This window comes from Paenibacillus typhae, assembly GCF_900099765.1.
Lineage (GTDB): Bacteria > Bacillota > Bacilli > Paenibacillales > Paenibacillaceae > Paenibacillus_AQ > Paenibacillus_AQ typhae.
In genome coordinates, this window is sequence record NZ_FNDX01000013.1 from 68,411 (window position 1) to 82,642 (window position 14,232).

The window sequence follows — 14,232 nt, forward strand, 5'->3', positions numbered from 1 at the left end:
GCTACACCTCTTGGCCGGGCTGGCCGGAAGGGATTTTGAGCGCAATCGGGCCGAGCACTTCCTTTTGTACGGCGATCAGTTCATAAATGCCCTTCTCCCCGAGACCAAGCAGCTCGTCCAGCTCCCGGCGGGTGAACGGCCGCTCTTCGCCGGTACCCTGCAGCTCCACAAAAGCGCCTCCCCCGGTCATCACCACATTCATATCGACTTTCGCCTTGGAATCTTCTTCATAGTTCAGATCAAGCAGCGCCTTGTCCCCGACAACACCGACACTGATAGCCGCCAGATAGTCTGTAATCGGGAATACGGCCAGCTTGTGCTGGAGGGCGATTTTGTTAATGGCAAAGGCCATCGCCACAAAAGCTCCCGTAATCGAAGCTGTCCGCGTCCCGCCGTCCGCCTGGATGACATCGCAGTCCAGCGTAATGCTGCGCTCGCCGAGCGCCTGCAGATTCACAACAGAGCGGAGTGCCCGCCCGATCAGCCGCTGGATCTCCATCGTCCGACCGGTCAGCTTGCCGCGTGCGGCTTCACGCTGGTTGCGTGTCTGGGTTGCCCGGGGCAGCATCGAATATTCGGCGGTTACCCAGCCTTTGCCCTGTCCCTTCAGAAACGGCGGAACCTTCTCGTCTACTGTAGCTGTCACAATAACCTTCGTATCGCCCATTTCAATCAGTACAGAGCCCTCTGCATATTTATTAGTTTGGGTTGTAATCGTAAGCGGCCGGAGCTGGTCGCTGTTACGCCCGTTTGATCTTGTCATAGTCTGCCTCCTGCATCTTGAGTAGCTAAAGTTAACGCGTCCGCCAAGCGGAGTCAATATCTGGACTTTGCGCGCGAAACGGATAACACCCGGGAGGGCATTATCCGTTTTTTGCTTAGCAAACTTTATTCTACCAAAGAGAAAGCACAAAAGCATCTTTTGCCCGGATCAAAATCTTTTACAGCGCCAGCGCGTTCACATACTCCGGTGCGGACACGGGCTGCCCGTAGTTGACATTATCCGTTCCGGTGACCGTCTCCTGGCCGTTCAGGCGGATCTGCACCGGAGCATCATCCGCATTTTGCGCTACAGTAAGCACTACGGATTCCAGCATTTCCGCCGGAACATTCTGCGCATCTTCAAACATATCATCGGTCAGCGATACTGTAACTACGCCGTTCTGCCCGGCCTCGACCGAATCGATTGCGGTTCCTCCGGTCATTACCATTTCCAGACCACCTGCCGATTCCGGACCGGCAATCAGCTCGTTCAGCGCCGCTTTTACCCGGTCCTCTCCGGCGGGTACAAAGCGCGTAACCGGAACATAATACTGTTGAGTGCCGTCAGGCGTTGCTGCGGAAAAATAAACAGTGACTGCAGTAGAGTTCATCAGCACCGGTCCGTTACGCGGCAGATTGATTCCAAAGGAACGGGACAGCGGGTGGTCCAGCGGTGTGCCCTGGAGCGGCATTTCGGTCAGCTTTTTGCCGTCCACCCACAGCTGTACGCCCTCGATGCCTTCCTGTCCGGTCAGGGTCCAGGTAATGGCTTCAAGAATCGTTCTTTCATCAGCCGGCTTGTATTCATTAAATACAGAGTTGAACTCAACCACAGCAATTTTGTTCTTGTCTATAGAGACATTTTGCACTTCGGTTCCGGTGGGCAGTACGCCGCTGAAGCCTTCCGGTACAGTGGAGGCATAGGCTCCCTTGCTGACCAGTGCGGTGAGCGAGTCCTTCAGCATTGTGTTGCTGTCTCCCTCCGGAAGCTTCAGCGCCACCGGGGCCAGGAGGCCGTTGCTGTCCTGAAGGTAGACTGTCGTCCGCTCTCCCGGAGCGATAGCTTCCTGTTGTCCGGTGCCCGCTGCAGCTCCTGTATCCTCTGCCACCGGTCCGAACACCCCAGTATCCAGCGTGGTGCTGCCGCTGATCTCCAGCATCTGCGCTTCGATCTCCTCCGGCGGCGGATCAACTGCTGCCGACTCCGAGCCGAACAGGCCGCAGCCGGACAGCAGAATCGGAACCGTGAGCAGGCAAGCCGCGGACAGACCGCGGACTTTGGTCATATGTTTCATTAATCATTGCCCCTTTCAACTACTAGGATCAGTTTGTACTGCTATGTATACGAGCCCTCTTCGCAAAAAATAACAACGGCTTATCCTTAAATTTGGACAACGCACGGGGGCTGCAGCGGGACTGGCTGCGGTGTGGTCGGACTCGCTGCTTGGTTAAGGGCCGACGTGACTGAAGTAAAGGACAATAACAATAAGATGCGTCCGTTGTCCACTGCCGAGGTAATAAAGTTATAAGGCTGAGTTCAGCCTACTCCTACAATGAGGTGACTATCATGAATAATAAAATTAAAGGTCCTTACAGCCTTAACAGTAAAGCAGTTGCAGAAGCAACCAGGCACTGGATGCAGGAGCGCGGCGTTACGGTGGATGAAATTGCTGAGCTCGTTATGTTTTTGCAGCAGAAGTATTACCCCACACTGACTATGGAGGAATGTGTTCACAACGTCGAAATGGTGCTCAGTAAACGCGAGGTGCAGAACGCCGTGCTCACCGGCATCCAGCTGGATGTGCTGGCAGAGGAAGGCAAGCTGTTCACCCCTCTTCAGGATATGATCGAAAATGACGAAGGCCTGTACGGCGTAGATGAAATTCTGGCCTTCTCCATTGTGAACGTATACGGCAGCATCGGGTTCACCAATTACGGTTACGTAGATAAGCTGAAGCCCGGAGTTCTTGAGCGGCTGAATGATAAAAGCACCGGCCAGGTACATACTTACCTGGATGATATTGTCGGCGCAATCGCTGCAGCGGCCAGCAGCCGTATCGCCCATCGCAAACAGGCAGAACGCGAGCAGGAGCTTGGACTCCCGCACGCGCCGGAGGATGTGGAAGAAGCCGCCAGAAAGCCTGCTGCCGAGGACAAATTGGAGTAGTCTCTAAATAACGATATACTTAGCGTTTGTCTGACAAATACTATAGGTTCAAAACACATGAGGCAGCCGGTCATCATATCGGCTGCCTTCACTATGCTTATTTAGTGCTTATTAGCAGGAGAGTTCTATGCTTTTATCGAACAACTGGGTACTGGAAAATTTATAAAAACCCAAACACTCACCAAGAAAAAGCTTAAAGATGCGATGGCTGGAGTTACAGCGGCTTAAGCTGCCCCACTTAATAAACGATCTTACGCTAGGTATCTATTCAGCCACAGGAGTGTGAAGTTATTATGAAATTATTGCTAACATCTGCGGGCGTTAATAACAAAAGCATCCACAACGCCCTGACAGACATGCTCGGCAAGCCGATAGCCAGCTGCAACGCTTTGTGCATCCCCACCGCAATGTATGGCCACCCCTGGGTCGGTCCCGGCGTCAATGCCTGGGAATTCATCAGCGGGAAATCGGAGAACCCTATGGTTGACCTGGGCTGGAAGTCTGTGGGCGTGCTGGAGCTGACTGCACTGCCAAGCATCAGTAGGGACCGCTGGGTGCCGCTGGTTCAGGAGACGGATGTCCTGCTGGTATCAGGCGGCGATGCCCTCTACCTGAATCACTGGATGCGGCAGTCCGGACTGGCAGAGCTTTTGCCGGCGCTGCAGGCTGTTTATGTGGGAATGAGCGCAGGGAGTATGGTGATGGCACCCAACATCGGGGAATACTTCGCCAGCTGGACTCCACCCGGGGGCGGTGATGAAGCGCTGGGGCTGGTTGATTTTGCAATATTCCCGCACCTGGACCACGAACTGCTGCCTGACAACACCATGGCTGCCGCCGAGCGATGGGCCGCCGGAATGCGGGGACCGTCCTATGCGATCGATGATCAGACTGCCATCAAAGTGACCGGCGGGGCAGTGGAGATTGTTTCCGAAGGGAATTGGAGACATTTTACGCCCTGACATGATCAAATAAAACTTATCCTATTCTGAGGAGCAACCCGTATGAGCGAATTTAGTCAAAGCTATCATTTGTTGGGCAGCAAAGAAAATGCAATTGAACTCATCAATCTTGCAGGTGAACAGGGTTTCGTATTTGAAGATAACAACCGGTGGACTACGTTTGTCATCTTGGGAGATGAATTTAGACCCTCAGACTCTATTGTTGAATCCAATAAGGAATTGCTTGTTCATTATGTGTACGCTGAGGACCATGGCTGGAGTCTGTCCATTTTCAGGCAGTCTACTCTTATTTTTAAATTTGAATGTTCTTGGGACGAAACAAATATCGAGGATTTTGATTTCGATGAAGAGGAGTTAATTGAGATGTTTGGTGATGGGGAAGTAAGTTCTCCTTCCGACGAAGTTTTCGACCTGGATGTTATCAGAAAACTAGTTCAAGAGGCTGGTAATGATTCATCTGACTTGGAAGTACTATTTACGAAAGACCCTGAAGTCATCTTTGCTATGGAAAGTCCGTGTGCTTATCAGATTGCCGAGAAGCTTGGTATTCTCAATTATGCTTGGATTTCTGCTGATTCTATTGATATGGACGATGCTCTTTACAACAATGTAATTAAAGTTTAAGTTCAATTAACGGAAAACGCTAGCCCAAAGAAATCACGAAAGCAGCTGATCGCGTTGATCGGTTGCTTTTGTTCATCTAACGGGAATTTTGTTGAACAAGATAAGTAGAGGTTTTATGTCGCATTTGACGAAAGCTATGCGGTAAGGGCGGAACGTTAGTCAAAAATTATAATCAAGGGCAGCTCTGAACGAGAAAATTGAGTCATTGGCTGTCACTGTTTTGTTGAACTAACGTTTCCCGTTAGGTCAATGCCCCATTCTTGTCACTAACATTAGAAATTCGTTTATTTAGTTCCCAAATAGCGTTTTTGTTACTATCCCATTTGAGCATTTTTGATGCTTCATCGTAATTGACCCATAAATATTGACTATGTTCATGTGATAGCTTTAAATGCTGTACATGTAATTCTACTCCAAAGCTGTATTCAGGTATTACATACTTATCTTCGCCCCACATAAAACTTCCTACTACATGCTCTACAGGAATTGTAGTAAGTGAGTCTAATGAAACGAATCTACGTTCACTTGATATCCCAGCTTCTTCCCAAGATTCTCTTTTGGCTGCTTGTAGCGGTGTCTCAGTATCTTCACCACCACCAGCTATTCCTTGCCAGTACCCTTCTTTTCCTCTTTGAAATAATGCAAACAAAATTTCATCACCATTATTTAAATACGGGATAATTAAAACCTGAAATGGACTTCTTCCCATAAAAATCCCCTTTCTAATTGTTTCTTTCGTTCTTTATTTTTTGCTTGTGTAGTGTGGTACATTACAATCGCTAAATCCAGCCTTCCTAAATATTATTCAACATAAATTGGAACTAACCTTTGTTACTTCAATGGAACAGGGAGCAGCGCTGCGGTAGCCTGCTCCCTGTTCTGGTTGAACTATAGTTTCCCCTTTGCGTAATGATGTTCGGTTCGATCTCAGGGCTGAATGGTTCGAAGCGTAAATGTGGTGTTATATTAAGTCCCCCGACTTCTTGAGTTGCTCTCAAAATTGATTCTAGTTCTTAGTTAATTTATTAAATAAAGTCTTAGAAAGTCTCAGTTGTTCCTCCAAGACAAATAAATCTCCCCCTATTTCTTCACGATCCTTCAAATCCAAAACAAGTGTCTCAGATAACTTATATATACTTGTAAATACTTCATTGAACCTGCAGTAGATATTCTTGGATATTAGTTTTCCTTCCTTTGAAAATATTGAATGAATTATGTTCTTGTGATTCTTAACTTTCCTTTGAATTAATTTTATTGATAAAACTTCATTGTCAACTAATTGAAATGTTATGAAGTTATTTGTATCAGGATAAAAATATACATGACGTTCCGATATTGTATTACTTTTTGAAATTAGTAACCTCAATTCTTTCAACATAAATCTCAAAGTTGTAATTGGAAGACCATTGTAATTTCTAGCCGGAAAAGTGAGGTCTGCTGTTTCAATGAAAAATTTAGTCATAAAAGTACTGTGTTCATGAGATAAAAATATGTGACTCTGATCTATTTTGAATTCAAGTGCAGTTAGTTTCACTAAATCACTACTTTCAAATCGTTTATTAGGCTCTTGAGGGATTTCAATAATAACATGTTTACGAATTTCACTAATAATCCTTACTTGGATTATTCGCGAAGTTATTAAACTATCCTGCCTGTTAGCTTAATACATGTATTCCATCGAGAGTCATAATAAATGCACAAAGCGCAGCTAAGTTGCAGTTTGCCGCCAAACAAGACAGCCAGACCACGAACCGGCGGGTTTTTCCCGCCAGGTTGTTCGTGATCTGGCTGTTTTAGCTGCGCTGCTGTGCCCGGCGCTGCAACTGCACTGCACGTGCCGCCATACACGGCGCTACCGCTCCGCCGCCGCGAACAGCAGCGGCCCGCCCGGCTCTGCCGTGAGCGTAGCCGCCCGGCCGCGGCGCACCAGCTCCGCCAGGTGCGCGAGCGCCTCGCTCATGGCGAAGCGCAGCTGATGCGCGCTGTTCACGCGGCCGCGGAACAGCGCTTCGCACACGGCGAACCCGCTCTGCGGTCCGCCGGCCAGCAGCTGAGCGGCGGTGTCCAGCCGCTCCTCATGGTGGCGGAGCAGGCTGTCCGCCCGCTCCGCCCACGCCGTGAACGGTTCCCGGTGCCCCGGGAACGCACGGCGCACAGGCAGGCTGCGCAGCATACGCAGCCCCTCCAAAAACGTCAGCAGCGGCTGCGGATCGCTGCCGGGCTGCAGGCCGACATTGGGCGAGATCTGCGGCAGGACAGCATCGCCGCAGAACATGAGCCCGCTGCCGGCCTCATACAAAGACACATGGCCCGGCGCATGCCCGCCGGTCAGCACGGGCGTCCACTCCCGGCCGCCCAGCACCAGAGGCACCGCAGCGTCGATATAGCTGACCTCCGCCTGCGGAGTAACCTGGGTCAGGAAGCTCTCCAGATGCTCCCTGACCCCCTGGACCAGCTCCTCCGGCATGCCGTGCCGGAGGAACAGCAGCGGCAGCGACTCGTTCAGCGTCGCCTCCGCGCCCCAGGACATCCGGGCCTCGGCGTGGGCCCGCTCCGACATCCAGACCCGGCTGCCGCTGCGGGCCTGCATCCAGCCCGACAGCCCGTAATGGTCGGGATGGTGATGGGTCACAAAGATCTGCCGGATATGATCCCAGGAGAGATCCAGCTCATCCAGCACGCCCTGCCAGGCGAGCTCTGCCTCCGCCGTGTGCGGGCCGGGGTCGATGACCGTGATGCCGCCCTCCGGCTCAGTGACAATATAGCTGTTGACCCAGCGCAGCGGCGGGTCCATAGGCACGCTCACCTGTAGAATACCGTCCTCCCAGGCTTTTATTTCCGCCTTACGCATGATGCCGTCACCGCCTCTCGGGAGTCTTCTGCCAGAAACCATCTAAGGACGTACACCAACGAAGATCATCCGTTTGGAATGCTCCTCATCGTATTCCTCTTCATCATAGCTGCCGTGGACGGCTTCAAGCTGCAGGCCGGCGGCGGCAATCAGTTGCCTGAACGTCTCCAGCGGGTAGAGCTTCACCCGCTCATGGTATTTACGCGGTGTATTATCTCCTTTGGAGGTGAGGATAATATCTTTTTTGACATAGCCGTCTTCAATCCGCCGGGATTCATCAATCAGATTATCCCCGTCCTCACGGGTGGAATGGGGCACCAGATGTGCAATGACATAGGCGGGATTCAGAAAGTCGATTATAAATTTGCCGCCCGGCTTCAGCATCCGGTATACCTCGCGCAGCACCTTCACCTGCTCTTCGTCATCCTCAAAATACCCAAAGGAAGTAAACAGGTTCACCACTGCATCAAATCCGCCGTCAAGCGGCAGCTCCCGCATATCGGAACGCAGCCAGGTCACCGCTTCCGCGCCATCCTGGGCACGGGCTTCACGCAGCAGAACTTCAGACAGGTCAACGCCGGTTACCGCAAAGCCCGCTTCCGCCAGCGCCAGGGAATGGCGGCCCATACCGCAGCACAGATCCAGCACCTTCGAACCTTCCGGCAGATTCAGCCAGCCGATCATCTTCTCCACCTCATGCCGGGCCCCGCAAAAATCCCTGTGCCGGTACACTATTAAATAGTCCTCGCCAAAGCTTTTTTCATACCACTCACTCATCCTGCTTCTCCTCCCCGCGGCTCCAGCACACTCTCTATGTATAATATTGTAACGATTGTACCCCCTTTTCCGCGCAAACTCAAAAAAGAGTCGCCATTCCGCCATATTTCACGCGCCCTGGCAACTCTCTTTGATTATGCCTGGATCTGCCGCTCCAGATAGACCCTTGCTTCATATGGCCGCAGCTTTAGCTGCGTCAGATCATCCTCCTTGGAAGGAGCGTAGTTGGAGATCAGCAGCTCCTGCTTGCCGGCCGCGAACTCCGCAGGCAGCTCGAACACCGGCTCATGCTCATAGAAATTCAGGATGATCAGCAGACGCTGGTCCTCAAGCGTCCGGGTAAAGGCATAAATTTCCTCATGCTCCTCCAGCAGCAGGGCATATTCGCCGTAGACGATGACCGGATGCTTTTTACGGAGCTGGATCAGCTTCTTGTAGTAATGGTAGATCGAGTCCGGGTCCTTGACCGCAGCCGCCGCGTTGATCTCCCGGAAATTGGAGTTGACCCTGATCCACGGAACACCTGTCGTAAAACCGCCATCCTCCGAATCATCCCACTGCATCGGGGTGCGGGCGTTGTCCCGGCTTTTTTTGTGGATATTGGACATAATCTGGGCTTCCGGCATGCCCTGGTTACGCTTTTCCTCATAATAATTGAGCGTCTCCACATCCCGGTAATCGTCAATCAACTCGAACGCCACATTTGTCATTCCGATTTCTTCTCCCTGATAAATGTAGGGCGTGCCCTCCAGCATATGAATGAAGGTGGCCAGCATTTTGGCTGACGGCACCCGGTAGAACAGGTCATTCCCGAAACGCGACACCGAGCGCGGCTGGTCATGATTGCACAAATAGTTGGCGTTCCAGCCCCGGTTATGCAGAACCGTCTGCCAGTTGCTCATGATTTTTTTGAGGTCGGTGAGCTTCCACGGTACGGTATCCCATTTGCCTCCGCCCGGAGCTGCACAGTCCAGATTCATATGCTCAAACATAAAGGTCATATTCAGCTCGCGCCGCCCGTCCCCGACGTAATCCAACGCCTGCTCCGGCCCGAGACCCGACGTCTCCCCGACAGTCATAATATCGTAGAAGTATAATACCTTATCATGCAGGTTCTGCAGCATCGTGTGCACATCTTCGAGGTTGGAGAACATCTCATAAGCCCGCACAGTCGCTGTTCCGCCCGGGTTAGCCGCATCCGGATAGCCTTCCGCCTTGATGATATGGGCAATCGCGTCGAAGCGGAAGCCGTCGACACCTTTCTTGAGCCACCACTCCACCATCTCATGCAGCTTGTCGATCACCACCTGATTTTCCCAGTTCAGATCGGGCTGGTATTTGGAGTAGAGATGCAGGTAATACTCGTCCGTCTGCGGATCAAGCTCCCACACCGAGCCGCTGAAATAGGATTCCCAGTTGTTCGGGGGACCGCCGTTTTTGCCTTTTCGCCAGATGTAGTAATCGCGTTTCGGATTATCCTTCGAGCTGCGCGATTCGATGAACCAGGGATGCTGGTGGGACGTGTGGTTGAGCACCAGATCCATCATCAGCTTCATTCCCCGGGCGTGCATCTCCCGCAGCATCACATCAAAATCAGCCATTGTCCCGAATTCCTTCATAATGTCGCAGTAATCACTGATATCGTAGCCGTTATCATGGTTCGGCGATTTGTAAATCGGGCACACCCAGATCACATCCACACCCAGGTCCTGCAGATAATCGAGCTTGGATATAATGCCGCGCAGATCACCGATCCCGTCACCGTTGCTGTCCTTGAAGCTGATCGGATAAATCTGGTAGGCCACGCTTTCTTTCCACCATTTTGGATTCACTTGGACTCTCCTCCGCTTCTCCGGTGTTTGCCTCAGTTAGTGATATTTATAATATCTTAACCATACTGGTGGAAGACAATCACAGATTGTTTGGCAAAAGCAGGCTGGGATGCATCCGTTTTTTAGCTCTCTCTCAGCTCAAGCAGCTCTGGAATGACTTGCTCAATCTGCCGGAATAGCGTACGCCCGGTCTTCCCCTCATCACGGATATAAAAGATCAGCAGCGACCGCTCCTGAAACACTTCATGCTGAACCAGATCCGCTGTGGCCGTCTGATTCTCAAAATCAGCCCAGCCCGCTTCGCGCTCCTCTTCCCCGGCAAACTGATACATAACCAGCTCTTCCCCATCAAGCAGAAAAACAACCGGCTTCCGCCCGTTCAGCTCCCTGTGAAACACACTCTCCTCCCGCACTTCACTACTGCGCAGCTCCAGCCCCTGTTCTGCAAAAACAGCAGCAATCTCGTCCGCGGCCAGCTCCCTTAGCTCCTTAACCGGCACATTATTGCTCTGGCTGCACCCGGTAACCAGTATTCCAATGACGAGGAGCATCAGCAGTACAACGATTCTTTTTACACTTGTTATGAGCGCTAATGTGCCGGTGTTCTTGCTGGCAGCATTCTTGCTGGCAGCAAGAATGCTGCGTAGTCTTTTTGTTAATGTCACATCTGCGGTTGCACTTAAACCCATCCCAAGCCGCCCCCTATCGGTTTCTTTTATATGGAATTGACGGCTCTGTGGCAGACATTGTTGCGGTGGGGAACAAGCAGTGGCAGTAATGGTATCTGTGGTATCTGTGGTATCTGTGGTATCTGTGGTATCTGCGACACCTGCGACACCTGCGACACCTGCGACACCTGCACACCTGCGACAGTGTAATTGCATTTTGTGCAATAGATCCTGTCAATTTCTCACTGCAAGCAGCATCTGTTGTATTTTGTGCAATAGATAATGCTGCAGGAGCGCCTTTGCCCGATGTTTCATCAAATCTGCTGTATGAAATACAATAGATTGCTTTCTCCGCGCAAAAAAAGGGCTTTTCTATTGCACATTATGCAACAGAAAGCCCACTATTCTCCATATAGCTGTATTTGGTACACTTAAAAGCCGCCAAACTCTGCATCTTCGCCACATTACTGTATTCCATACAGCTAAATTTGCAAAAAAAGCCCAAAACTAAGGTTCTCCAGCCTATTAATTGCACGGAATGCAGCTAAAGGGATGACTTGGCGGTGTATGGCCGGTTTTAGTTGTACAAACTGCAGCTAAGCACACACCTCGCCAAATTGTTAACAGCTCCTGCCTTCTGCCCTACAGCAGCCCCACCATCTTCAGCCCCTCGTAAATACCGTCCTCGCTGACATGCTTCGTAACATAGGACGCGGCCGCCTTCACTTCTTCCTCCGCGTTGCCCATGGCAATACCGTGCCCTACGTAGCCGAGCATTTCCACATCATTGAGCCCGTCGCCGAAAGCGTACACATCTTCTTTGTCCACGCCGAGGATTTCAATCATCCGGGCAATACCGTTTGCCTTGGAGCCGTTGCCTGGTAGCACGTCCATTCCCAGCGGGTGCCAGCGGACGAATTTAAGATCCGGATAGGCTTCCTCATACGCCGCCTGATTCTCCTGCGGGCAGAAGATGATCGCCTGATAAATCTCATTCTGCAAAAAATACTCGGCATCATGCGTAGGAAAAGCCAGCTTCAGCGAACCGATGCTGGTCAGGATGTTCTCATGCTCGGCTGTATTGACCTTCATATCCGTGGCATCAATGTAAGCAACCGGATGGTCATTTTTTTCAGCGAACAGGGTAAGCTCCTTCAGCACTTCGGTTTCCAGCCGGTTCGTGTAGATTACCTTGCCTTCATGGACCACATATTGGCCGTTAAGCGAGACAAAGGAATCGATCCCCAGCTCCTCGCGCAGCTCCTTGAACATATAAGCGCCTCTGCCTGTCGCAATTGCGACATTATGGCCCCGCCGCTGCAGCTCGGCAATGGCCTCCCTGGTGGAAGCCGGTACGTTCTTATCCTCATCATAAATCGTTCCGTCAATATCAAAAAAAATGGTCTTCTTGGTCATGGCTCTCCAGTCTCCTTGTATGGCTCTTTGTATTTATCCTGCCCAAATTGTAGAGGTTTACCGAAACGGGTGCAAGCTTTCCTTTTGCCGGTGAGCTGTTCCTCAAGTAAATGTGCTTACCCTCCGGCGGCCTCATTCCTGCCCCATCCCTATTTTCCTTTACACAAAATAAAACAGCGGCAGCCCCCTAAAAGAGACTGCCGCTGCCGCTCGGACGTAACTTCTGGCTATTCCGTTCATCTTCATTACCGGATACAGGTTACCGGATCACAGACCTGCTCACACCGCATTCTGCGCCCGCTGCTGCTCCTCCATCAGCCACTGGAGCAGCATGACCTCCGGCACATTGCTTTTGCGGGCTTCGGCGTATTCCCTTACCCGCTCCAGCAGCCGGCCCGCTGTCTCCGGACTGACCTCAAGGCCGCGCTGCTCCAGCACATGCGCCACCCCGCCGCTGCCGGAATGCTTGCCCAGCACGAAGCGGTGGGACCGGCCGACCTCGGCCGGATCAAACGTCTGGTACGTCGCTTTCTCCTTCATCAGCCCGTCCACATGAATGCCCGACTCATGGGTGAACGCAAGCTGTCCCACTATGGGTTTGGCATCACCGACATTGCGCCCGGAGGCCGCAATGACCATATCCGCCAGCCCTTTGAGCAGGTCCAGCCGCACGCCGCATTCGCCGCCGTATAAATGCCGCCAGGCCATGGCGACTTCCTCCATGGCCGCATTGCCGGTCCGTTCGCCGATGCCGGCTACTGTCGTGCTGGCCCAGACCGCCCCGGCGGCTATGCCGCTCAGCGTGTTGGCCACGGCCAGCCCGAAGTCATTATGGCAGTGCACCTCAAGCTCCACATCCGCCGGTACCGCGTCAAGCAGCGTCTGAATCCGTCCTGCCATTTGTCCCGGATGATGGGCAGACACCGTGTCCGCATAACGGAACCGGCGTATGCCTTCCTTGTATAGTGTGTTGACCAATTGGGTCAGAAACTTCATATCCGCCCGGGACGAGTCCTCCATGCCGACCGATACCGTCATGCCCTGTCTGAGCCCGTACTCCGCTGCACGCAGCAGCTTGTTCATCCCTTCAATCGGTGTCAGCCCCAGCTTGCCCTGCAGCTGGATGTCCGAGACCGGAATGGATACATGAGCCCAGTTCACTCCGGTGCTCCGCGCCTTGTCGATGTCGCCAAGGGTTGACCGGTTCCAGGTCATCAGCTTCATCGGCAAGCCCAGCTCTGCAATAGCTGCGATGTCCTCCTGTTCCCGCTTGCCCATGGCAGGGATACCCACCTCTGCCTGTTCTACTCCGCATTCCGACAGCAACTTTGCGATTTCCAGCTTTTCCGCCCGCGTAAATGATACTCCAGCCGCCTGTTCACCATCCCTGAGTGTCGTGTCACATAGCTTGAGACTTTTCACGGTTTACCTCCTTCTCCGCAGCAAGCGCAATTCGGATTACGGGTAATAGTGACGCTATAACAGGCGAAGTCGAGTGAGCTGAAGCGATGCATTACGCCCGCATAAGTTGTCCCTACCCCTGTAATCCATTTTACGGCTTCCAGTGCTGCCAGACAACCGGCAATTCCGGAGGTCGCACCCAGAACTGGAAATCCGAACGGTTCCCATTGCGGCTGCACATCCGGGTACAGGCATTCCAGGCAGGGGGTCTGACCCGGAAGGATCGTGGTAAGTGAAATCTCAAAGCCGTACATCGCCGCCTCCACCATCGGGGTAGAAGTATCGACACACAGCCGGTTCAAGGCATACCGCTCCGGAAAATCATACCGTGCATCAATCACGATGTCGGCGTTCTCCACCCACGGCTTTGCCCGTTCATATTCTATTCTGGCATTGTAGCCTTCGATTTCCACATGCGGATTAAGACGTTTCAGCTGCGCAGCTGCCGTACTGATCCGCTCCATCCCTAATGATCCGCTGTCCATCAGAATCTGCCGGTTGAGATCCGGCGGCAGAATAATACCTTCGTGCGCCAGAATAAGCCTGCCGACCCCTGCCGCCGCCAGATACAGCGCAGCCGTTCCTCCTAACCCGCCGATTCCGGCCACCATGACCGTTGCTTCCTTCAATGCCTGCTGTCCGTCCTCACCCAGCAGCTTCAGCTGCCGGGCATACCGTTCAAGCTCTGCTCCTCCGGCAAGCTGCTCCATGC

The 14,232-nt window shown here is 52.3% G+C and carries 13 protein-coding genes; 3 read left to right on the forward strand and 10 right to left on the reverse strand.

Annotated elements, in window-relative coordinates:
- Position 1 precedes the first annotated feature (1 nt).
- Complete coding sequence (rph, locus tag BLR64_RS13545; protein ID WP_090714869.1) at positions 2-763, reverse strand: ribonuclease PH; 762 nt, start codon at positions 761-763, stop codon at positions 2-4.
- 178 nt (positions 764-941) lie between these two features.
- Positions 942-2,057: a GerMN domain-containing protein gene (locus tag BLR64_RS13550; RefSeq protein ID WP_090714871.1), complete on the reverse strand. Its 1,116-nt coding sequence runs from the start codon at positions 2,055-2,057 to the stop codon at positions 942-944.
- 272 nt (positions 2,058-2,329) lie between these two features.
- On the opposite strand from BLR64_RS13550, the gene BLR64_RS13555 reads away from it, so the two are divergent.
- From BLR64_RS13555 to BLR64_RS13565, 3 genes are all read left to right on the forward strand, one after another.
- On the forward strand, positions 2,330-2,929 hold the full coding sequence (locus BLR64_RS13555; RefSeq protein WP_090714872.1) for a phosphatidylglycerophosphatase A family protein: 600 nt from the start codon (positions 2,330-2,332) through the stop codon (positions 2,927-2,929).
- Positions 2,930-3,222: 293 nt separating this feature from the next.
- Complete coding sequence (locus tag BLR64_RS13560) at positions 3,223-3,891, forward strand: Type 1 glutamine amidotransferase-like domain-containing protein (protein ID WP_090714874.1); 669 nt, start codon at positions 3,223-3,225, stop codon at positions 3,889-3,891.
- Between the two features lie 42 nt (positions 3,892-3,933).
- Positions 3,934-4,515 carry a hypothetical protein gene (locus BLR64_RS13565; protein WP_090714875.1) on the forward strand — a complete coding sequence of 194 codons (582 nt, stop codon included), beginning with the start codon at positions 3,934-3,936 and terminating at the stop codon, positions 4,513-4,515.
- A 241-nt stretch (positions 4,516-4,756) separates the two neighbouring features.
- Here BLR64_RS13565 and BLR64_RS13570 read toward each other — a convergent pair whose 3' ends face one another.
- The 8 genes from BLR64_RS13570 to BLR64_RS13610 form a co-directional block, all read right to left on the reverse strand.
- Positions 4,757-5,224, reverse strand: coding sequence for an NUDIX hydrolase (locus BLR64_RS13570; RefSeq protein WP_090714877.1), 468 nt, complete (start codon positions 5,222-5,224; stop codon positions 4,757-4,759).
- Between the two features lie 1,143 nt (positions 5,225-6,367).
- Entirely contained in the window at positions 6,368-7,366 is a 999-nt protein-coding gene (locus BLR64_RS13580) for an MBL fold metallo-hydrolase (protein ID WP_090714880.1), read from the reverse strand.
- A gap of 42 nt (positions 7,367-7,408) precedes the next feature.
- Complete coding sequence (locus BLR64_RS13585; protein ID WP_090714882.1) at positions 7,409-8,143, reverse strand: class I SAM-dependent methyltransferase; 735 nt, start codon at positions 8,141-8,143, stop codon at positions 7,409-7,411.
- Positions 8,144-8,277: 134 nt separating this feature from the next.
- On the reverse strand, positions 8,278-9,975 hold the full coding sequence (locus BLR64_RS13590; RefSeq protein ID WP_090714884.1) for a glycoside hydrolase family 13 protein: 1,698 nt from the start codon (positions 9,973-9,975) through the stop codon (positions 8,278-8,280).
- Between the two features lie 122 nt (positions 9,976-10,097).
- Entirely contained in the window at positions 10,098-10,664 is a 567-nt protein-coding gene (locus BLR64_RS13595; RefSeq protein WP_090714886.1) for a hypothetical protein, read from the reverse strand.
- A gap of 621 nt (positions 10,665-11,285) precedes the next feature.
- On the reverse strand, positions 11,286-12,059 hold the full coding sequence (locus tag BLR64_RS13600; RefSeq protein WP_090714888.1) for a Cof-type HAD-IIB family hydrolase: 774 nt from the start codon (positions 12,057-12,059) through the stop codon (positions 11,286-11,288).
- A gap of 279 nt (positions 12,060-12,338) precedes the next feature.
- Positions 12,339-13,481, reverse strand: coding sequence for a homocitrate synthase/isopropylmalate synthase family protein (locus BLR64_RS13605; protein WP_090714889.1), 1,143 nt, complete (start codon positions 13,479-13,481; stop codon positions 12,339-12,341).
- The gene (locus BLR64_RS13610; protein WP_090714891.1) at positions 13,478-14,230 is read right to left on the reverse strand and encodes a HesA/MoeB/ThiF family protein; all 753 of its coding nucleotides are present in this window, start codon (positions 14,228-14,230) and stop codon (positions 13,478-13,480) included. The genes BLR64_RS13605 and BLR64_RS13610 overlap by 4 nt, the downstream gene beginning before the upstream one ends.
- Positions 14,231-14,232: the final 2 nt, after the last annotated feature.